Source organism: Alkalimarinus alittae, assembly GCF_026016465.1.
Lineage (GTDB): Bacteria > Pseudomonadota > Gammaproteobacteria > Pseudomonadales > Oleiphilaceae > Alkalimarinus > Alkalimarinus alittae.
This window is the reverse complement of sequence record NZ_CP100390.1, coordinates 498,512-519,202: the sequence shown is the minus strand read 5'-3', so window position 1 is coordinate 519,202 and position 20,691 is coordinate 498,512. Positions and strand designations below refer to the sequence as shown.

General features: G+C 44.1%; 18 protein-coding genes. 10 read left to right on the top strand and 8 right to left on the bottom strand.

The window, feature by feature from the left end:
• Positions 1–24 precede the first annotated feature (24 nt).
• Genes NKI27_RS02260 through mmsB form a run of 4 tightly spaced genes read left to right on the top strand, consistent with a single transcriptional unit; the run spans position 25 to position 4,122 of the window.
• Positions 25–1,185 carry an acyl-CoA dehydrogenase family protein gene (locus NKI27_RS02260; RefSeq protein WP_265048081.1) on the top strand — a complete coding sequence of 387 codons (1,161 nt, stop codon included), beginning with the start codon at positions 25–27 and terminating at the stop codon, positions 1,183–1,185.
• A 55-nt stretch (positions 1,186–1,240) separates the two neighbouring features.
• A complete protein-coding gene (locus tag NKI27_RS02255) occupies positions 1,241–2,026 on the top strand; it encodes an enoyl-CoA hydratase (RefSeq protein ID WP_265048080.1) in 786 nt (261 codons plus the stop codon).
• 38 nt (positions 2,027–2,064) lie between these two features.
• The gene (locus tag NKI27_RS02250) at positions 2,065–3,189 is read left to right on the top strand and encodes an enoyl-CoA hydratase/isomerase family protein (protein ID WP_265048079.1); all 1,125 of its coding nucleotides are present in this window, start codon (positions 2,065–2,067) and stop codon (positions 3,187–3,189) included.
• A gap of 48 nt (positions 3,190–3,237) precedes the next feature.
• Positions 3,238–4,122: a 3-hydroxyisobutyrate dehydrogenase gene (gene mmsB, locus NKI27_RS02245; protein ID WP_265048078.1), complete on the top strand. Its 885-nt coding sequence runs from the start codon at positions 3,238–3,240 to the stop codon at positions 4,120–4,122.
• Positions 4,123–4,428: 306 nt separating this feature from the next.
• On the opposite strand, the gene NKI27_RS02240 is transcribed toward mmsB, so the two are convergent.
• Both NKI27_RS02240 and NKI27_RS02235 read right to left on the bottom strand, forming a co-directional pair.
• On the bottom strand, positions 4,429–5,208 hold the full coding sequence (locus NKI27_RS02240) for a DUF2914 domain-containing protein (protein WP_265048077.1): 780 nt from the start codon (positions 5,206–5,208) through the stop codon (positions 4,429–4,431).
• A 153-nt stretch (positions 5,209–5,361) separates the two neighbouring features.
• Positions 5,362–6,093: an ankyrin repeat domain-containing protein gene (locus tag NKI27_RS02235; RefSeq protein WP_265048076.1), complete on the bottom strand. Its 732-nt coding sequence runs from the start codon at positions 6,091–6,093 to the stop codon at positions 5,362–5,364.
• A 220-nt stretch (positions 6,094–6,313) separates the two neighbouring features.
• Between NKI27_RS02235 and NKI27_RS02230 the strand changes: the two genes are divergently transcribed.
• A complete protein-coding gene (locus tag NKI27_RS02230; protein ID WP_265048075.1) occupies positions 6,314–8,554 on the top strand; it encodes an ATP-dependent helicase in 2,241 nt (746 codons plus the stop codon).
• Positions 8,555–8,669: 115 nt separating this feature from the next.
• Positions 8,670–10,013 (top strand): hypothetical protein, encoded by a 1,344-nt coding sequence (locus tag NKI27_RS02225; RefSeq protein ID WP_265048074.1) that lies wholly within the window; start codon positions 8,670–8,672, stop codon positions 10,011–10,013.
• 27 nt (positions 10,014–10,040) lie between these two features.
• On the opposite strand, the gene NKI27_RS02220 is transcribed toward NKI27_RS02225, so the two are convergent.
• Positions 10,041–11,570: a flavin-containing monooxygenase gene (locus tag NKI27_RS02220; protein ID WP_265048073.1), complete on the bottom strand. Its 1,530-nt coding sequence runs from the start codon at positions 11,568–11,570 to the stop codon at positions 10,041–10,043.
• 50 nt (positions 11,571–11,620) lie between these two features.
• Positions 11,621–12,517, bottom strand: coding sequence for a patatin-like phospholipase family protein (locus NKI27_RS02215; RefSeq protein ID WP_265048072.1), 897 nt, complete (start codon positions 12,515–12,517; stop codon positions 11,621–11,623).
• A gap of 218 nt (positions 12,518–12,735) precedes the next feature.
• On the opposite strand from NKI27_RS02215, the gene NKI27_RS02210 reads away from it, so the two are divergent.
• Positions 12,736–13,395, top strand: coding sequence for a class I SAM-dependent methyltransferase (locus tag NKI27_RS02210; protein ID WP_265048071.1), 660 nt, complete (start codon positions 12,736–12,738; stop codon positions 13,393–13,395).
• A 32-nt stretch (positions 13,396–13,427) separates the two neighbouring features.
• Here NKI27_RS02210 and NKI27_RS02205 read toward each other — a convergent pair whose 3' ends face one another.
• The 3 genes from NKI27_RS02205 to NKI27_RS02195 form a co-directional block, all read right to left on the bottom strand.
• The gene (locus NKI27_RS02205) at positions 13,428–13,724 is read right to left on the bottom strand and encodes a DUF3817 domain-containing protein (RefSeq protein ID WP_265048070.1); all 297 of its coding nucleotides are present in this window, start codon (positions 13,722–13,724) and stop codon (positions 13,428–13,430) included.
• A gap of 202 nt (positions 13,725–13,926) precedes the next feature.
• Positions 13,927–15,279 (bottom strand): NADP-specific glutamate dehydrogenase, encoded by a 1,353-nt coding sequence (gdhA, locus tag NKI27_RS02200; RefSeq protein ID WP_265048069.1) that lies wholly within the window; start codon positions 15,277–15,279, stop codon positions 13,927–13,929.
• Between the two features lie 194 nt (positions 15,280–15,473).
• Positions 15,474–16,925 (bottom strand): rhomboid family intramembrane serine protease, encoded by a 1,452-nt coding sequence (locus tag NKI27_RS02195; RefSeq protein WP_265048068.1) that lies wholly within the window; start codon positions 16,923–16,925, stop codon positions 15,474–15,476.
• Positions 16,926–17,196: 271 nt separating this feature from the next.
• Between NKI27_RS02195 and NKI27_RS02190 the strand changes: the two genes are divergently transcribed.
• From NKI27_RS02190 to NKI27_RS02180, 3 genes are all read left to right on the top strand, one after another.
• Positions 17,197–18,000, top strand: coding sequence for an OmpA family protein (locus NKI27_RS02190; protein ID WP_265048067.1), 804 nt, complete (start codon positions 17,197–17,199; stop codon positions 17,998–18,000).
• A 315-nt stretch (positions 18,001–18,315) separates the two neighbouring features.
• A complete protein-coding gene (locus NKI27_RS02185) occupies positions 18,316–18,585 on the top strand; it encodes a hypothetical protein (RefSeq protein ID WP_265048066.1) in 270 nt (89 codons plus the stop codon).
• Between the two features lie 236 nt (positions 18,586–18,821).
• A complete protein-coding gene (locus NKI27_RS02180; protein WP_265048065.1) occupies positions 18,822–20,183 on the top strand; it encodes a hypothetical protein in 1,362 nt (453 codons plus the stop codon).
• Between the two features lie 137 nt (positions 20,184–20,320).
• Here NKI27_RS02180 and NKI27_RS02175 read toward each other — a convergent pair whose 3' ends face one another.
• The gene (locus NKI27_RS02175; protein WP_265048064.1) at positions 20,321–20,551 is read right to left on the bottom strand and encodes a DUF1127 domain-containing protein; all 231 of its coding nucleotides are present in this window, start codon (positions 20,549–20,551) and stop codon (positions 20,321–20,323) included.
• Between the last annotated feature and the right edge of the window lie 140 nt (positions 20,552–20,691).

Genomic DNA, 20,691 nt, shown 5'->3' with positions numbered 1-20,691 from the left:
AAAAAGAGACCATGAGTTAAGCATATGGACTTTACCCTAAGCGATGAACAAAAAGCCTACCAACAATCTGCTGCAGCATTTGCAGGGAAAGAGTTGGCACCCCATGCAGCCAAGTGGGATGAAGAGTCGATTTTTCCGATTGACGTCATTAAACGTGCAGGCCTAACCGGGTTTTGCAGCCTCTACACACCGGCCGAACTGGGGGGAATGGGGCTGGGTCGCTTAGATGCAAGCTTGATACTAGAAGAGCTTGCTAAGGGCTGCACCTCAACCACCGCCTATATCACCATTCATAATATGGCCACTTGGATGATTGCCAGTTACGGCAGCGAAGCGTTGCAACAAGACTGGTGCCCTAAACTGGTAACCGGTGAGCTGTTAGCGTCATACTGTTTAACAGAGCCCAACGCAGGCTCTGATGCAGCCTCTCTCAAGACAACGGCTAAGTTAGAGGGTGACCATTACATTATTAACGGTAGCAAAATGTTTATCTCAGGTGCTGGCTCAACGGATGTATTAGTGTTGATGGCGCGCACGGGTGAATCGGGTGCTAAAGGCATATCAAGCTTTGTGATTCCTGCGAACTCAGAAGGCATTAGCTACGGCAGAAAAGAAAGCAAGATGGGCTGGAATAGTCAGCCAACTCGAGCCATTACGCTGCAAGACGTAAAAGTACCCGTCGGCAACTTGATTGGCAAAGAGGGTGAGGGATTCAAAATCGCAATGAAAGGGCTTGATGGCGGTCGAATAAACATTGCGACCTGTTCATTAGGCACAGCTCAAGCGGCGCTCGAACAAGCCCAAAGCTACCTTCATGAACGACAGCAGTTTGGCCGGTCGCTAGCCAGTTTCCAAGCATTGCAATTTAAACTTGCAGACATGGCAACCGAACTCGTAGCAGCACGACAAATGGTTCACTTAGCGGCATGGAAACTCGACCAAAACGACCCTGAAGCAAGCGTTTACAGCGCTATGGCTAAACGCTTTGCAACCGATGTCGGTTTTAATGTTTGTAATGAAGCCCTACAAATACATGGCGGTTATGGCTACATTCGTGACTACCCACTAGAGCGTCACGTTAGGGATAGTCGAGTACATCAAATTCTGGAAGGCACCAACGAAATCATGCGCGTTATTATCGCTCGCAGACTTTTGATGGAAGGCGCGATTGATATTATCAAATAACCACTATACTCATCTTTAAAATTAAACTAATTAAACAAAAGCAGGCTGTACGCACATGACGACTGATACATCAAAACTACTGCTTGAGGTCATCGATCACACTGCAGTTATCACCATTAACAATCCACCCGCAAATACCTGGGACGAGGAAAGCCTTACGGCACTCAAAGCCCTCGTGCTCGAGCTTAATGACGCTCATAACATCTACTGTTTGGTCATTACAGGGCAAGGAGATAAGTTCTTCTCTGCTGGCGCCGACCTTAATCTGTTTGCTGATGGCGATAAAGCCGTGGCTCAAAAAATGGCTCAGACGTTCGGCGAAGCATTTGAAACACTCAGTCATTTTAGAGGTGTATCCATTGCTGCCATTAACGGGTTTGCCATGGGGGGCGGACTTGAATGCGCCCTAGCATGCGACATTCGAATAGCAGAAACCCAAGCCAAAATGGCGTTACCTGAAGCGACTGTTGGCCTACTCCCTTGCGCCGGTGGTACACAGAACCTACCTTGGCTTGTCGGTGAAGGCTGGGCTAAGCGAATGATTCTGTGTGGTGAGCGTGTTGATGCGGCTAAAGCACTATCGATTGGTTTGGTAGAAGAAGTGGTCGAAACAGGCGATGCATTACAGGCCGCATTGGCGCTTGCCAAAAATGTTGCAAAGCAAAGTCCTTCATCTGTTTCTGCATGTAAAACACTCGTTCAAGCAGCCAGAAGTAATCCGATGCAACAAGCGCTACCAGCTGAGCGAGCACTATTTGTCGGGCTTTTTGATACAGAAGACCAAAGCGAAGGCGTAAATGCGTTTCTTGAAAAACGTAAACCGGCTTGGAAAAACAGATAAAGCAAAAGATCAACAAAACAGGAAAGCACACACTTATCATGAGCCCAACATCACCTGTTACTTTTGAAGAGCAACAAGCACTCAATGGTTATTTCATTGGCGTAGCGACGCTTAATTCAGAAAAGACACTTAATGCGTTAACCCTCGACATGATAGACCTGCTCACTCATCAACTGATGCAGTGGTCTATCAACGATAAATTAGCATGCGTAATACTCCAAGGCACTGGCGATAAAGCATTCTGCGCCGGTGGCGATATTATTAAACTATATGAGTCAATGAAGCAAAGCCCAAACGGTCCAAACCCCTATGCTGAAAATTTTTTCACTCGGGAATATCGTTTGGACTATTTAATTCACACCTTCTCAAAGCCGATTATCTGCCTCGGTCAAGGCATCGTCATGGGTGGTGGTTTAGGGCTATTTGCTGGCGCAAGCCACCGCGTGGTCACTGAACATGCCCGCATTGCAATGCCCGAAATTACCATTGGTTTATTCCCTGACGTTGGCGGCACATGGTTTCTTAATAAGATGCCTGATAACTGTGGCCTTTACTTAGGACTTACAGGGGCCTCTATCAACGCAACTGATGCGCTGTATCTGAACTTAGCCACTCACTTTATACCCTCTGATAACCGAAGCGCTCTGCTACAGCAATTAAAAAGTGCAGACTGGAGTGTGGCCACACAAAGCAAAGACAGCGTAGTTGACAGTATTCTCGATAAGCTTGCAGATAACACCGAGTCAATTAGGCCTCACGCTCAAGTCGAAGCACACCAAGAACTTATTAACAGCGTCACCTCCCACTCGACATTACCCGATATTGTCTCGGCTATTACTGACCTAAAAACCGACGATAAATGGCTCAATCGGGGGATTTCAGCACTTAGAAAGGGGTGCCCTACTACGGCCAAAATTGTCTATCACCAGATCACCCAAGGCCACAGACTCTCATTAAAAGAGGTGTTCAAAAGCGAACTGATAATAGCCATACAATGTACAAGACATCCTGATTTTCCCGAAGGAGTGCGAGCGCTATTAATCGATAAAGACAACGCACCCAACTGGTTTTTTAAAGACGTTGATAGCGTTACCGAAGCATGGTTAAACCAGCATTTAACGCCTCCGTGGCCGGACAACCATCACCCACTTAAAAACTTATAAGCATTCTCATATATTACATATTGATAAAACCCTAAAGGGACGATAATAATGAAAAAAGTTGGTTTTATTGGCTTAGGCCATATGGGTGCGCCCATGGCTCTTAATTTACTTAAGGCAGGATACGACTTAAAGGTTTTTGACTTAAACCCCACTGCACTTAAAGCGTTAGCAGACGCCGGAGCAGCAACAACAGCATCCGCGATGGATGCAGCCAATGACGTTGACGTGCTCATCACTATGCTGCCCTCGAGCCCTCATGTTAAACAGCTATATATTGGTGAAGGTGCGTTATTACAAAACATCTCGGGCCAACCACTCATTATTGACTGCAGCACTATTGCACCTGATGCGGCAAAAGAAGTAGCCGCGGCAGCCCGTCGAAGAGGGCTAGATATGCTTGACGCACCTGTATCGGGAGGCGTCGCAGGAGCAGAAGCGGGGACGCTGACATTTATTGTAGGAGGCGAAGCAAGCGCGCTAAAAAAGGGTACGCCACTGTTTAATGTCATGGGTAAAAATGTCTTTCACGCAGGAGACAATGGAGCCGGCCAAGTTGCGAAAATATGCAACAACATGCTGCTTGGCATTCAAATGATTAGTACCGCAGAGGCGCTTCAACTGGGTGTAAATAATGGCCTAGATCCCGCAGTGTTATCCGGCATTATGAATAAGAGCTCAGGTAATAATTGGGCACTGGAGGTTTATAACCCCTACCCTGGCGTGATGGATAATGTACCCGCGTCAAGAGAGTATGAGGGGGGGTTCTTGGTTGACTTAATGAGTAAAGACTTAGGATTAGCAACAGAAGCCATGTTGTCGTCTAAGTCTTCAACGCCAATGGGCTCTCTGGCAAAAAGCTTGTATGCACTGCATGCATCTAAAGGCAATGGTGATCTGGACTTCTCGAGCATTCAAAAGCTGTTTCAACCTTAGGCTTAGTCAGCAGTAATATTGGCCCTAAACGCAAAAAGGCGCTGCAATCCTTGCAGCGCCTTATTTGTTTGATGCTTCCTTTACCATTCCTTAGGTAACCTGCCATCCTGTTTACTTCCTTGTCCGCATCCCTACGTTGCGATGTCGTCCTGATGAAATACATAGTACTGACTTAGCTGTTTGAGATATATAGCCAATGTCTCAAAGTCGTGTGCGAGATCTCTTACATTTGTAGAGCAAAGGCTCTAACAACATTCAACAAGAACAGAATAGGCAGCATAAAATAGCTATAAATATTATCTATAATCAGTGGCTTACATTGAAATTAGCGGATACTAGCTCATCCCCTCGGCTAGTAGAGACCTTTACTCGCCAATCACCCGTCATATATTGATCGATAAACTTACTTGATGACGCTGACGTTTCATTGCTACGCACATTGATTTTAACCCGCGCCATTTTCTTCCCTGACAAGTACCAGTCGTGGTAAAGGGTTTCACCTTTAAGCCCTTTTAAGCCCGTAAATAAATATACTTTTATTAACTTATCACCCTTCATTGAAACAGAATCACCTAACCGACCAACCGGCTCATTTTTGTTGACTGTATGTGTCAACTGGGCTTTTACAATACGGTTAGACTTAATCTCAATAGGGTCAACAAAGGCGGGTGCAATAGAGGGTGTGGGGGCAGCGGTAACCTTTACCGGTGTTACCGCATTTTCAGCGGCTTTTTTTAGAGACGCTGCATCCGTTTTAGCGGGTGGGGGTACATCCGGCACCTTAACTTCAGGCTCAACCTTAGCGAGCACCCGAAGATTCTCTTGCTCTTTCTTAACTAACGGTGCCGTTTCATCCGAGACTTTCTCAGGTGTTGCCTCAACAAATAGTGGCGGTTCATGAGTCATCGTTTCTGCAGTAAAAAAATACCAAAAGCCTGAAATCAATAGGGCAAGCAACAAAAGGGCGGCGATCGATACTGAGATAACGCGATCCCACCGAATAGACGTTTCTTCTGTTACATCATAATCGTCGCTTGCTTCAATACTTTGGGGGTTATTAATACGAATAACGAAGTTCTTTGACATAGTTTGTGTTCAGCTTTTTGTTCAAATAAAAAGAAGTGTTGATCATCTTGCGGCATTATACGGACGAATAATACGAAGGGATATACGTCTGTGAGCGCCCGATAGGAGAGCGCCGGACGTTTTACCCTATTACGTAAAACATCCGGTTAAAATCTAAGAGGTTGCGCCAGACTGGACCAATAACATTTCAAGATCAGCCAAGTTATTTTCTTGTGCTATTTTTAACGCAGTCATACCGCTCTCATCGGCAAAGTTAACATCTGCACCTGCGGCAATAATAACCTGCGCCAATAATAGATCGTTGTTTTTAACGATGCGCATCAGAAGTGACTGACCTTCTGGTGTCACATTCACATCAGCACCGGCCTTTAACAGCGTTTTTACTGTCGTTAAGTGCCCCTTATAGCTTGCAAAAGAAATGGCTGACTCACCTTGGGCATCAGCATAATTGACTTCAGCTCCAGCGGCTAATAACGCTTTAACTACACGGTTATCTGCACGCTCGGACGCTATCATTAGTAGAGACGGTTCACCCTGCTCAAACCCCTTATTCGGGTTTGCCCCCCGACTCATAAGGTAAAGCGCGGAATTTTTCTGATTGCTTGTTAAAGCATAGGTCAGTGCAGTACCTTCGGGGGTTTCGGTATTAACATTATCACCGTTAGCTACCAGGTCTTGCATCTCAGAAATATCGCCTTCAGCGGCAGCAAGCATCAATGCTGTTGGCTTGTCAGCCGTAGCAGGGGCACGATTGGCGTTGGCCAACGCGGCTTCTGTTAAGTTAGCTTGATTTGTTTCTTCTTCGCCGCCCGAAATCGTTCCACACCCTGTAAAAGTGGTCACTAGTGCGACAGCCAACAATACGTTTGTTATTTTAATGGTCATATTTCTCATCCTTGATGATGATAGTGGTCGTCTGGCACCATTCTTCCCGAATTTAACTAAATGGTAAAGTCTGTTGATCACAGTTCTGAGTTTTTCTACGTTATATTGCCGTTGTTCTGACCCGTCCACGCAATTCTGACGTACAATACTCACTCATGACCCATTAAGACGGGTTAATATAAAAACTTTCATTTACAAACCACATGAGACCAAACGTTACATGCAACTGACTAATGAGCAAGAGGCCATCATACAAGCAGGCTTCGAACATTGCGTTATTACAGCGGTTGCCGGTAGTGGTAAAACAACGACCCTTGCACACCGAATAAAATACCTATTAGATGAGGGCCACGACCCTCAGCGTCTGCTTATTTTAATGTTCAACCGCAGCGCTCGTGAAGATTTCACAAAGAAGCTAAGCCGAGTGATTGGCAGCCAATCATTAAGACTTCCTGAGGTTAGAACCTATCACTCAATGGGCTACCGTCTCTATAGACGCTTTATCAACGAAGGTTACCTTACTCCCATTCAGCCCGATGTATTGCAAGAGCATGAAATTCATTATCAAGTCTGGCGGTTAATCACTCAGCTAGCACCGCAATCACTACAAGACGAAATTAAGCGCAGTAAAAAAGAGCACGTAGAGACCGCCTCTAATTTTATTGATCTCGTTAAATCTACACTCTCGTCTCCCGAGATGGTGTTCGAAGAACTAGAGATCGCCGAGAAGTATCGCTATCTACTCGAACTTTTCGACCGCTTTGAGCAATGGCGCAAGCAGGAGCGTCGAATTACTTATGCCGATATGCTCTACGAACCGGTGATGGCCATTCACCAAAACCCAGCATTACAAAAGCTGGTCAGCAACAAAATGGATATTATTCTGGTGGACGAATATCAGGATACCAATGAAATCCAGCACTTATTGCTTAAATATATCGCAGGCACCCGCGCACGAGTAACCGTTGTCGGAGACCCAGATCAAACCATCTATGAATTTAGGGGGGCAAGACCCGAATTTATCCTGAATCGTTTTGCTGAAGAATTCGAGAGTCCAAACGAATTAACACTCTCTTATACCTTTCGTTATGGCCACAAAGTTGCACTGCTGGCGAATCACCTCATCAGCTTTAACAAAGGTCGAAAAGACGTCATTTGTCACGCTCACCCCAGCACCCCAGATACGACTATCAAACAGCATATATCTAAAGACGATGCCCGTTTTATTGCTGATTTTGCCAAAAACTTTGCCGAGGAAGGAGGCAACTTAAACGATGTTGCGGTGCTTTTTCGCGTATGGAGTCAAAGCGTGCAGATCGAGCTTCAACTGCTCGAGCAACAAGTCCCCTATAAAATAGACCGCGCTCGAGGCGCACTATTCACACGCGAAGTGCAAACCCTAAGTGCAATACTAGAGCTGGCTGCGGGTCGTTTTTCTACCCTTCCTGCTTCGGCTAGGCAGCAGCGTTTTGAACAAATTTTGCGCTTCCCGCATATTGGTTTAAAAGAATTTCAGCTACGACAACTCTGCCAAGTACTCGCAGAACAGCCAACGGGCTGGGGAACGCTGCTTGAGCAGATGAAACTACCAGACCTGAAAAAAATTCAATCTATCAAGATCGAACGTACAGCCAAGTTATTTCGGCGTCTTGAAGGCAAGCAGGGTACCGCTGCAAATATCGCTCGTTTTTATGTACAGGAATCTGACCTATACGAAGGCATTCGTAGCCTAGCCATGACCCATGAGTCGGCAGAAGAGCGCATTGGTACTGTCAAAGGCGTTATTCGCTATTTACACTCACTTAATCTCCCGCCTGAAGAAACCCTCGTTCACCTCGACGAATTACGCGCAAGAGCGGGTAAACAAAACAATGAAGCGGGATTATTGCTGTCCACTATGCACCGCACCAAAGGCCTTGAATGGCCCACGGTTATAATCCCAGGGATGATGGATAAATTTTTACCCTACACTCTGCGTACCAACAACGATATGCAATCGTTAATGGAGAGTGAGCGCCGCCTACTTTATGTTGCGATGACCCGAACCATTCACCAACTGCATTTGTTGGTTCCCCCCACCATGGAGCAAGGGGGATCAGCGACCAGCGAATTGATGCCCAGTCGATTTGTTAAAGAAATGCGTTTTGATCTATGCGATGAACTAGGCGAGCAGCTACAGCCGACAGACCACCCATCAGAATTAACGCTCATTCATGCGCCAACTAAGATCGCTCATCGCTATGCTGAGTTGAAAAACACTGTCCTCACGCAGCTCGAGAGACAAAAAATAAATCTCAGCGATGAATCCCCAACTTGGCACCAAGACGCGATAAGTCATGCCATTTTTGGTGATGGTAATGTAATAGGTGAAGATGACCGTTCATTTAAGGTACGCTTTGAGGACGGCAAAGAAATGGATTTCAGTAAAAAAAGTGCGCACCTCTATTTTAGTAAGCGCTAAAACAAAAAATGACTACGAGTGACCCTAAAACGTGAATAAGCATTGTCACTACCACCCGACATCACCGGCCAAATGGTACTGCCAGGAATGCATGATCTTTTACTGCAAAACCTGTATGCCTGATGCTAACGAAGCTAAACAGCAAGGGCTTTGTCCTAAGTGCTGCAAAAACCTACGTTATCAAGGCGCTGCTAACGATGTAGAGCCTTTTTGGAACCGTATCGGGGCATTCTTTAAGTACCCTATTGCTGTTGACCCGATGATGTTGATAGCGGTGTGCACTTTTGTGCCTATATTTTTAGGTCAAAACCTCTTCGGCTTACTGGGCGCATTCTTACTTTTCTGCATCTTAACCAAGTACGTCTACAGCATTGTTGAACACACCTCAGAAGGGCGTATGACGCCACCTACCTTCGCCTCAGCATTCACTGGGGATGGTATGGGAATAATTTTCCAACAAATAGGCGTATTTATTCTAATGGGTCTAATTATCGCAGGTGCTGGGCACTTAGGAGGGCCGGTACTCGCGATTATTGTCTCAGGTTTTTTGCTATTGAGCTTCCCTGCTAGAGTCATCATTCTCGCCCTAGAGAAAAACATAGCCGACGCCATTAACCCCTTACGTCAACTGGCTTTAATGGGGGCTATTGGCTGGCCCTATATGGTGCTATATGCGCACTTAGTCTTGTTGTTTTTTGCGTTGTCGGCAGTACAAGACTTTGTAATGCAACATTTACCGATCATGATTGCCAACCCCATTTCAGGCTTTCTATTCAGCTACTTTATGCTAATAATCTTTCACCTTTTAGGCTACATACTATTCCAGTATCAAGATAAATTAGGCTACGCCGCTGACGTTCAGGATGACCAACCAGGCCCACCATCGATGGTGCATAATCGCAATTTAAGAATAGATGCTGATATTGATATTAATTTAAAGGATGGCCGTTACGATGCCGTGCTAAGCATTCTTGAGGATCAACTCAAGAAGAATCCGAATCATATTATTAGAAGGGAACAGCTTTTCAAACTACTGTGGGCTAGCCAAAACTTACAGAAACTAAGTCGATACGCCCAACCTATTTTAAGGTTATTTGTCAGTAACAATACACCCGAAAGGTCGGCTCAGCTACTGAAAGCCTTACTCAAGCATGACCCCGAATTTAAGCTGCAAGACCCTGAGCTGATTTTTCAGTTATCTCAGCAACTCTATCACCAGTGTGAATATCGACTTATTCTGGTATTGGTGAAAGACATGCACAAGCGATTCGATCAATTCGACAAACTCCCCGACACCTACCTTGTTGTAGCCAGAACGCTAGCAAACGGCTTACAGCAGTGGGATAAAGCAACCAAATACCTGGTATTTATTCAGCAAAAGTTTACTGATCACCCCTCGCAATCTAGGTTGCCAGAATATTTGATGGCTGTTTCAGAGCAAAAACGAATAGAGTTTTGATAACCCTTTTAAGGGCTATCTTGTAAATTAAGCTTCTTCAAGCGCTTTACTTCGTGTATGCACTTGTGGCTTTTGCTCGCTGGCTGATGAATAAAATTTGAGATTAGGATCTTCTACAGGCCCGTCCCTCATTAATTTTATATCCACATTATAATCCATCGCGACTAACCAAGGCGCGTCCTTTCCTTGCCGTGGTATTTTACTCAATGCTCGCTGCACATAACCTGCCCCAAAATCTAACAACGGACGCGTTGGCATATTCGGTGAAGGTAACTCAGGACAGCAGATCGATTTATCATGGCGATCCATATACCTCATGATGCGGCAAAGGTGCTCGCACAGAAGCCCTATTTTAAGCGTCCATGACGCATTCGTGTAACCAATCGCAAATGCAAAATTTGGAATACCGCTCAGCATCATACCCTTGTAGGCGACCTTTTCAGGCATTTCAACCGTTTTGCCATCAACTATCATGTTAATGCCACCAAACGCTTGTAGGTTCAATCCCGTTGCCGTAACAATAATGTCTGCTTCCAGTTCTTGGCCAGACTTTAGGCGCACACCTTTTTCTGTAAAGGTATCGATATGGTCCGTGACCACCGAAGCCTTTTCTTCTGAAATAGCATTAAATAAATCCCCATCGGGAACCACACATAAGCGCTGATCCCATGGGTTATAAGGCGGATTAAAGTGCTCATCCACCGGATAGCCTTTAGGTAACGATCTTTTATTACTAAAACGAATCACTCTGCGCGCCAGCTTGGGAAAGCGCTGACAAAAACGCCATACCGCACGCGACATCGCTATATTCTTCCGTCTTGTTAACCTATACGCCAGAGCGCTAGGTAATAGCTTTCGTAATACATTTGCAATCACGTCTGCACTTGGCAAACTCATTATATAGCTCGGTGTACGCTGTAACATGGTGACATGCTTAGCTTTATCCGTCATCGCTGGCACCAGGGTCACCGCGGTAGCACCGCTGCCGATGACCAGTACTCGCTTGCCTTGATAATCAAGGTCTTCAGGCCATTTTTGCGGATGTATTAGCTGGCCATTGAATTTATCGACACCTTCAAACTCAGGCGTGTACCCTTGATCATAGCGATAGTAACCTGCCGCGGAAAATAACCAGTTACACGTCATGCTAAATCGTTCGCCCGTATCCATACGCTCAATTTCAACATGCCAACACGCCTCATCGGTTGACCAAGCAGCACTGCACACGCTGTGTTGAAAGCGAATATGGCGATTAATATCATTCTCTATTGCCGCTTCGCGCAAATAGTCGAGTATCTTGTCTGCGTTAGCAATCGCTTTGTTATCAACCCAAGGTTTAAACTCATAGCCGAAGGTATGCAAGTCTGAGTCAGATCGAATGCCCGGGTACTTAAATAAGTCCCAAGTACCGCCCGTTACCTCTCTTGCTTCTAATAGAACAAACGATTTTGTAGGGTGCTCTTTTTTCAAATAATAGGCCGCACCAATACCTGATAGACCTGCACCTATGATGAGGGTATCAGTATGCTCTAGGGTGTTTTTTTGTTTACTGGGCATGACGGTGCTCCTTTTATTATTTTATTTTGACCGCTCGGCCTGTTAAGACACTAATTAATTTTAATAATCGGCAATGTTTCTTTGAGCTTTCGCTTTATCAGTTCGGGCACTTTGAGCGGCACAATCGCTTTCAACACCTTCACAAGATAACGAATAAGATTCGCTCGCTTAAACCAAAGTAGCTTACGTATTTTTGCCTTCATAGGGTGATAACCTTCCATCACCAGCGCCTCAATACGGTCTGAGTTATCTGACCGACTGTAACCATTAAGGTCAAGTGAGATAACAATGTCTGCACGTTTCAATTGGTCCCGAGTTTTTAGATCCATACAAATATCGATCGCATTTCCTAGCACGTCAATCATGCCACTTGGCTCGGGATAATGCTTAACACCATTAAGATCAACACCAATAACAATACCTGCACCGAGACCTTCAACTAATGAAACCGGAACATTTTCAACAAGGCCGCCATCGACCAATTTTCGCCCATCTATTTCAACAGGCGTAAAAAGACCGGGTACCGCCACAGATGCACAAATGGCATCCGCTAAACTGCCTTTCTCAAAAATGACTTGCTCGCCGGTCACAATATCGGTAGTACAAATAGCAAGAGGAATAATGGCATCTTCTATTTTTACATCACCAATATCATCCAGAATCATCTCTTTTATCGCATCTGTGGTGAAAAAACCGCCCTTCTTCAACAAGCTAAAACTAGTCATACGTTTGAAGCTAAGCGCTTCACCCACTGTCAGCATCTCATCTGCAGTTTTACCAAACGCATAATAACCTGCGACCAACGCACCAATGCTCGTGCCAGACAGGTAGGAAATTTCAACCCCCTCTTCTTCGAATGCCTTTAATATTCCGATATGGGCAATACCTTTGGCTGCACCACCTCCTAATGCAAGGCCAACGGAGGTGTTAAATGGGTTCCATTTCATAAATATTTCTCATACCAATTCAGTATTTCAATTTCTAAAATAAATATTGCCTCAAACGGCACTTTAAGCGCTTATAGTGAGCGAGGATACAACACCTACATCACCATTATCTATTAAATGCCTTGTACTTATCGGGCATTGCTTTACCCTGAATCAACTAAGTTACGTCATTTATCTCAGATTCTTGACCTGACACCGCTCGATGATATGGATCAATAATGACATCTCCACTACGCGTTCGCTACCAAACGGTTGAATTTGGCTCTACTGATATTCACGTCTGCACATTACGTGATAAACAAGAATTCAGCGACCCTAAAGGCATTGCTCATGACCTAGGCATTTCTGATGCACAATGGCCATTATTTGGGGTGATCTGGCCTTCAAGTTTAGTCCTTGCGCACCATATGTCTGACTACCCAACAGAGGGTAAAAGAATATTGGAAATCGGCTGTGGGATGGCTCTGTCTAGCTTATTACTGAATAAGCAAAATGCGGATATTACTGCAACGGATTACCACCCAGAAGTAGAGGCGTTCTTAGAACGAAATGCCAAGCTAAACAATGGGGAGACTATCGCCTACGAAAGAGTCGACTGGAAAAGTGGAACCGATACACTCAAACGCTTTGACTTAATTATTGGTAGTGACCTGTTATATGAAGACCAACATATAGAACAGCTAACAGACTTCATTGAGGCCCACGCAAAGCCTTCATGCGAAGTCATTGTTGTAGACCCAGGGCGCGGTCGAAAAAACAAGCTAAGTCGACTCATGGAAAAACTAGGCTATACCCATGATCACATTCAGCCTAGCTCTACTGACTACTTAGATTTGCCTTTTAAAGGTCATATACTGAGGTTTTCACGCACGGTTTAATACTAGAAAGCCTGCTTCTAGGCTAGCAGTTGTTAGCCTGGCTCAGCCATCGAGCAATCATCTGACGATGACTTCTTCAGATATACCTCAACAAGAATAAACGCCAACGGTATCAGTGAGGCAAAGAATACCGGTAGCCAGATTTTCAACGACCAGTTCTCTTTATTAGCCACCATAAAAGAAAAGAGAACATAAAACATTAATAACACGCCATGCGTCATACCTATTTGAAACACGTATTCTCGGCTAAGTATACCTGCCGTAACACTCAAAATGGTTAAGTAAGATAAGCCTTCCAAAATACTAATGGCGCGAAATGCGTTTAGCACATTTAAACCCTCATAAATTTAAAGATAACAGAAAATGACACAACCACCGCACACGGGTCAATTTAAAATCGTAAGACCATGTAACGGTTTAAGATGTAACGGAAAGGTTTGGTAAAAAAGGAGGAATAGCTAGCTTCAAATTTGAAGCCAGCTATCAGCATTGGTTTTTACGGTACGTAATATCACCAATAACGCAGTATGATTATACTGCGCCTTGCTCAATCATCGCTTCTGCTACACGCTTGAAGCCCGCAATGTTGGCACCTAAAACTAGGTTTCCTGGCTGCCCATATTCAATAGCCGTATCGTTAGCTGCATTGAAGATGTTCTTCATGATTTCCTTAAGCCTGTTATCGACCTGCTCAAAGGTCCAGCTTTGCATGCTTGCATTTTGAGCCATTTCTAGCTGACTCGTCGCAACACCACCCGCATTAGCCGCTTTACCTGGACCATACGCTATTTTCGCTGCGATAAAAGCATCTACAGCCGCTTGAGTTGAAGGCATGTTTGCGCCTTCGCTGACTACGGTGCAACCATTAGCTAATAGCGCCTGAGCGTCTTCGCCAGATAGCTCGTTTTGTGTAGCGCAAGGGAATGCAGCATCGGCTTTAAGCCGCCAAACAGCATTACCGTCTGCGGGGTAGTCACTTACAGGGATATATTGCGCATCACTGTGAGTCTGCAAATACTCTTCCAAACTTTTGCGGCGTACTTCTTTTAATTCTTTCAACAGGTCTAAGTCTATGCCTTTTTCGTGATAAATCGTGCCACGTGAGTCTGAGCAGCTAACAGGTATTGCCCCAAGCTGATACAGTTTTTCCATAGCATAAATAGCAACGTTACCCGCGCCAGAAATAAGGCATTTTTTGCCTTTTAAGGTTTCATTACGCGCTTCTAGCATATACTCAGCAAAATATACTGCACCATAACCCGTAGCCTCTTTACGGACTAATGAACCGCCCCACAACAAGCTTTTACCTGTTAATACACCTTCGTATCGGCCCGTTAAACGCTTGTATTGACCAAACATATAGCCAATTTCACGCGCGCCTACACCAATATCACCGGCAGGTACGTCTGTATTTGGACCAATATGACGATACAACTCTGTCATGAATGACTGACAGAATCGCATTATCTCACCATCAGAGCGGCCCTTAGGGTTAAAGTTAGCACCGCCTTTACCACCTCCGATTGGGAGCCCTGTTAATGCATTTTTGAATATCTGCTCAAAACCTAAGAATTTAATGATGCTGGCATTAACACTCGGGTGAAAGCGTAACCCCCCCTTATAAGGCCCTAGCGCAGAATTAAACTCAATACGATAGCCTTTATTTACTTGAATACGTCCATTGTCATCAACCCATGGCACCCGAAACATAATTTGACGTTCAGGTTCAACAATACGTTGAATAATAGATTCTTGCTGGTAACGATCAGATGTTTCAAGTACAGGCTCCAGCGAATCTAAAACTTCTTCTACTGCTTGGTAAAACTCGCTTTGAGCTGGGCTTGAATGCTTTAGATCGGTAATAGTTTGATGGATATAAGTCATAAGGTATTAGGCCTTGGTTAACAATTAGGGCATTGCCTTTATCTGATTAATAATCAATTCATATAAGTTTGGGCGAGCATTATATGTTTTTTTGCGTCTTTTTGGTGCTTTTTTTAAAAACGTGCACCAAAATAAACCTTTTTTGGACGTTCAGCTTAAATTAAACGCTAAAATTAATCTCAGATTCATTAGAACTAAAGTTGAGTCATCATTCTTTGATATTGGTTAATCTTCATGGTTTGCTGCCGTTTTTTAAAATCCTGAATTAGCACCTGACATGCCTCTTTGAGCACTTCTGGTGATATATCAGGGTGCTGTTTAAGGTTCTCAAATGCACGTTCAGCTTCTTTTACTGCGTCATTTCTTAAGCAAGCATAGAGTACTTTGTTGTGATAATCCGCTTCTAGCTGGCTGGCTGGCCCAACTCGCTTCAGGTAATCTTTATAGGTCTCTAGCATTAATGAAAAAAAGTTCTTTTTAAGCGAGTCATCAATCAGTTGCCTGGTATGTTGATGATAACGGTCGTCTTTATCGTCGAGCTTTTCCAAATGATATAAGTGCTCTAGCATTCCGATATTGTCTGGGTATTGCTCATATAAAGCCGCAAATCGTGCTTTCGCTTTTGTAAACTCCATTTGAGACACTAACGATAAAGCGTTAGCGTAACGTTTTCTAAACTCATCATCCTGCTCGGTTTCTTCAGGCTCGTAGAATTCTTCTTTAATTTGCAGCCAACTTTTGCCTAATAGCCAAACCATCCCTGCGCCTGCAATCAGTCCACCTGCATGAGCCATATACGCAACACGCGAGGCTTCGCCCAACCAATAATCATAGATTTCTTTGCCTATCCAAACCGGTAAGATCGCTAATGCAGGTGCCTTAAAGTAATTAAAGTAGACACCTACAAAATAGAAAAACCGTATTTTTTGTAAGCCAAAAATCGCCACATACATGCCCATCAAACCCGAAATAGAGCCAGAGGCTCCCACTAGAGGCACCAGACTTTCATGATCAAAAGCCGCAAAAAACAACCCTGACAATACGCCACATAATAAGTAGGCAATTAAAAACTTACTTCTTCCTAATGCTCGTTCAACCGTAAACCCCAGTAAAAACAAGAAAATCATGTTACCGAGCAAGTGCCCTATTCCACCATGAAGAAATTGATACCCCACTAAATCAGACAGCTGAATATCTGCGGGTATCAGCCCAACTCGCCTTGAACTGATCTTAGAAATATAGTTTTCTACAATTTTTGACCTGACGTCTTGCCACGCAAAGTAAGTGTCGTTTTGCCAAAATAAAGTACCTTCTTTAACGAGCATGGCATAGAAACCAGGGTCAAGCAGTATCACATACGCAAGCCATTCAGCGTCTCTTTCTTCAATGGCTTCCGCGACTGTGCTCGCTAATTCCATGCGGTCATCTTGTTTTAGCCTTATTCCTCGCTCTAAATAGTCAAGGTAAACAGGCGCCTCTAACTGTGCAAGATCAGCGTCTAAATACTCATCTACCGCCCTCTCCAACAATTCAGTATCTTGAGACTGATACAGAAAAAACACCAGCACATTAATTAAAATAATGGCTAGCGTCATAAAAGGAGGGTTACGCCAATTTAGCGGCCGTTCAACAGGGATGATAAGCATTTAACAAGAGACCTTAGGGTTAATTTCTTCATATTCTAAAGGATTTCAGTAGCGACAAAGGGTAACGTTAATATAGAGGCGTCTTTTATAACACTAAATTATTCGCTTTAAAATTTCGGCGTTGCCACATTTCATCACATTAGATTATGTTTTTGCCATTTCATCCCCACTCACCTGCCACATACGTTTAGTTTAATGATCATCAAGGCGCTAACGAGGCGCTAGATTGATAACCACTATCAATCCCTTAAAACACTCAGGAGCCATTGATATGAACAATACAACCCAATACAAATCTATACGCGCAACTCGCTTTAAGTTAAAGCCTTTATTAATCGCTATTCCCTTATCAGTATTAGCGGCATGCGCCAACAACCAATCGCCAACAGTCTCAGAAAATACGCCAGCACCAACAACAGAACTCAGTCAAACGTTAGAAACAGGCAGCAGCCACACACTTAGCGATAACAACGCAGCAAACCATGACAGCTTAGCAGGCCATCAAATTGAAACAGGCCCAGACCTCACAAGTACCACCATAAACAGTGAAACCGCACCGGAACCGCTAAACAACAGTAGTGATCGTTTAATTGAGCACACACAACAAGGAAACGACCCCATGACAGTACTTGTAATCGAAAACCCTGAAATACTATCCAAGCTGGCTAGCGAAAACCTTAAATCGGTTGTCCCAATGCCTGAAAACACTGTGACGGAGTCACTTAATCGCCCTGGAAAGCGTGTATTTCACTTTGGGTTTAATCAATCAAACCTCAGCGAAGAGGATCTTGAATTGGTAGAACAGCATGCGGAATACCTAAAATCCAACCCTGCATTACAGGTGACCATTCATGGGCATACTGATGCGCAAGGTGACTCAAATTACAATTTAAAGCTATCTCAGCAAAGAGCCGCCATGATGGTGTCTGAACTCATTAAGCAAGGTGTTAGCAAAAACAGAATTAAAACAATTGGTTGGGGAGGCGGCTACCCTCTCGTTAATAGTCAGCATTTTGCAGAGAATCGCCGTATAGAGATCGAATACTCTACCGTTCACTACGCAGCAAATCAGTAATACTTTCACACTTTCAGTAATACGCCCCTCCATCAGTAATACGACCCTACCTTAACGCCCCACTTTCCACCTCGCAACGAGGTGGTTTTTTTGCCTTTAGTTAATGAACAACCCGTCATAAATAGTGCGCTAACCGACTGATTTAGTGAACAATTCAAATATTCTTCATACTTAGGTCTTAATTTCAAAAAATTCTCTATAAATTGATGGCACATTCGTCCAATCTAGGCTAAATAGATAGGTGACATTAAGAATAATAAAATCCAACGGATGATCAACGTGCACTTAATTAGCCAAATGGAATCCAATGTTGTTATGAAGGATATACAGTTAACCCATACGGGTGTATTTCATCTTGAGCAATTGGAAGACCTTATTTACGAAAGGTACCACGAAGAGTTCAATATTGAAGATGATGAATCTCTACGAGACCTCGTTCGTTTTGCTTCAAGATTGCAAGACACCGACATTCAACGCGAGTTCTTACTTTTCTTTCTCAACTGTGGCCCAGAAATGCAAGCAAAATTGAAGTCGGGTGACGAAGTTGATAGTAATAACTATATCCGGCGCAACGAATCTTGGTAGTAACACAGCGAATAAAAAAATAAGACAATCTGTAACATTTTTATCATTTTAGTGGTTTCAACCATATACAGCATTTCTTTCGCATTCTAAGCGTCTTTTTGCTTTGTCAATTCTTACATTTTTTTTATTGCACACTATAATTGCCGACCACTTTTCATAAACCCTGATTTAAACGCTCTAGTTTTTAAATTCAGGGTTTGAAGTCTTCTTCGTTCATTTTTTTTGCAGGTTGTTGTGTGATCGTTTTTACCATTACCAATAATGAGTCCGACCGTGTTTTTGTGGCATCTAGCCGTAACGCTCCTGAAGATAGATGGGAGCAATTAATTACCCAAGCGAACGAAGGTTCTGAGGGTGAAATATTCGACGAAATCAGAAACCACAGCACAGATGTTTTTAGTGTTGAAGAGTGGGGGTTTGGAGAAGACCCAAAAGAAATAAGGCAGCTGATGCGAGAAGCACAGCATGACCTAGATGCCACCGTAGTTAATACCGGTAAGGTAGACGCATTGCCGTCTGCCAAACGTAAAAAACTAACGGATCGAGAAGCGTCTAAATTACTTGAAGATATCGAGAGATCGTTAGCCAACGATAGCGCTGACGATTTAATTCCAACACCTTCAAGGCATTCAGCTGAAGAAACAGAATCCGACGATGATATGTTTTCATCTGAAGACACGCCTTCTGCAGATCGCTCATCCGCTTCAGGTGAAACTAAAGCAACAGCAACCGAGGCAACATCGTTTGCTAATAAGACTGCGCCTGCCAAGCCAGCAAAGGCCGACAGAACAGAGTCTTTAATCGAGCAACTGGCTCGAAAAGTTGAACGCGAAAAGAATGCAGCCAACGCACAAAAGCTGACAAGCAAAAAAGCGGCGCCTCAAACAAAAACGACAGCTAGCATCAAAACCACTAATGATAAGTTAGTGAAAGAAAAGCTACCGACAGGCCGTACCTCCTCTCGCCTCAAAGAACAGCAAATCAGAGAGCGGATTGACAAGGAACGTGAAGAAAGGGCTCAGGCTAAGCAAGCGGCAGAGCGTCGTGAAGCGGTTCAGATGAACAAAGTCATCGCCTCTATTGAGCTTCGCCGAAAAACACAGAAGCCGGTTAAAGCAAAAGCGAAACCCGCCACGAAAACCGGCACATTAACAAAAGCAGCAAAAACAGAGCAGCCTGCCAAAACAACACTCACACCAGCGGCATCGGCAAAAAAAGCGGTTATTGCCGACCCTGAGAAGCTAACGCAGGCACTCATCAAAACAGGGTTTATTGAAAAAAATGAACCCGTTGAGAAGCCAGTAGAGCCGCTATTTGATCGCTCAATGGCGATAAAGTCTGCAAAAGCACTTAATGAGATTATCCGGGCTAAGCGGGCGCAGCAGTATGCGCCGAAAGCGCCAACGGTCGTAAAAAAGACGGAGTCAATTTCAAATGTACAGGATAAACGCCTGCAGCGAATGATTGAAAAAGAGAAAGCAATGCTCGAAGCCAAGCAGCAAGCGATGAGTTCTTCATCCGCGGGTGAGATGGCTGAGATAGTCGCTAGAATTGACTCCCGCACTCAAGAAACTAGCAGGACACTTAGAAGGCGCTAACAGTATTTAGCCTGTCTTAATTACGCAGGCGCTATTCTTCCGTTCTGTCTATTCCGTTCTGACCAAAATAAGGGGGTGGTGTTCATCCACTCCCTTTTAATCCCTTAATAATGCCTTGATAGCGCCTGAAACCGACACTATTTCCAGAATGGTTTTTCCGCTTCTTTTAATGCATCCGCTCGCGTTACACCAATATCTTTCAGCAAATAATCAGGTAGTTGAGCCAACTGTCTACGCTGATAAGCATTTTGCCGATATTCAATAAGTTTTTTAATCAGCGCTCTTAAGCGATCTAACAATGAAGGGCTATCGCGCTCACTTTTTAGCAGCACTACATGGTAGCGGCCAAATCGAACAATTGATGTCATTTCTCTCTCCTTAACCGTTTATGAGCGGTGTTATCTACAATGAGATAATGATAGAGAAAAACATTGAACCGAAACAGATTCAAAACTAAACTATTTAAACCATAACAGTTTACTTATCCCTTATCTGTTATGGTACCTTT

Bases quoted from the DNA above. Each gene is read 5' to 3' on its own strand.
- NKI27_RS02260 (WP_265048081.1), top strand. From the start codon at position 25: ATGGACTTTACCCTAAGCGATGAACAAAAAGCCTACCAACAATCTGCT.
- NKI27_RS02255 (WP_265048080.1), top strand. From the start codon at position 1,241: ATGACGACTGATACATCAAAACTACTGCTTGAGGTCATCGATCACACT.
- NKI27_RS02250 (WP_265048079.1), top strand. From the start codon at position 2,065: ATGAGCCCAACATCACCTGTTACTTTTGAAGAGCAACAAGCACTCAAT.
- mmsB (WP_265048078.1), top strand. From the start codon at position 3,238: ATGAAAAAAGTTGGTTTTATTGGCTTAGGCCATATGGGTGCGCCCATG.
- NKI27_RS02240 (WP_265048077.1), bottom strand. From the start codon at position 5,208: ATGTCAAAGAACTTCGTTATTCGTATTAATAACCCCCAAAGTATTGAA.
- NKI27_RS02235 (WP_265048076.1), bottom strand. From the start codon at position 6,093: ATGACCATTAAAATAACAAACGTATTGTTGGCTGTCGCACTAGTGACC.
- NKI27_RS02230 (WP_265048075.1), top strand. From the start codon at position 6,314: ATGCAACTGACTAATGAGCAAGAGGCCATCATACAAGCAGGCTTCGAA.
- NKI27_RS02225 (WP_265048074.1), top strand. From the start codon at position 8,670: ATGCCTGATGCTAACGAAGCTAAACAGCAAGGGCTTTGTCCTAAGTGC.
- NKI27_RS02220 (WP_265048073.1), bottom strand. From the start codon at position 11,570: ATGCCCAGTAAACAAAAAAACACCCTAGAGCATACTGATACCCTCATC.
- NKI27_RS02215 (WP_265048072.1), bottom strand. From the start codon at position 12,517: ATGAAATGGAACCCATTTAACACCTCCGTTGGCCTTGCATTAGGAGGT.
- NKI27_RS02210 (WP_265048071.1), top strand. From the start codon at position 12,736: ATGACATCTCCACTACGCGTTCGCTACCAAACGGTTGAATTTGGCTCT.
- gdhA (WP_265048069.1), bottom strand. From the start codon at position 15,279: ATGACTTATATCCATCAAACTATTACCGATCTAAAGCATTCAAGCCCA.
- NKI27_RS02195 (WP_265048068.1), bottom strand. From the start codon at position 16,925: ATGCTTATCATCCCTGTTGAACGGCCGCTAAATTGGCGTAACCCTCCT.
- NKI27_RS02190 (WP_265048067.1), top strand. From the start codon at position 17,197: ATGAACAATACAACCCAATACAAATCTATACGCGCAACTCGCTTTAAG.
- NKI27_RS02185 (WP_265048066.1), top strand. From the start codon at position 18,316: ATGAAGGATATACAGTTAACCCATACGGGTGTATTTCATCTTGAGCAA.
- NKI27_RS02175 (WP_265048064.1), bottom strand. From the start codon at position 20,551: ATGACATCAATTGTTCGATTTGGCCGCTACCATGTAGTGCTGCTAAAA.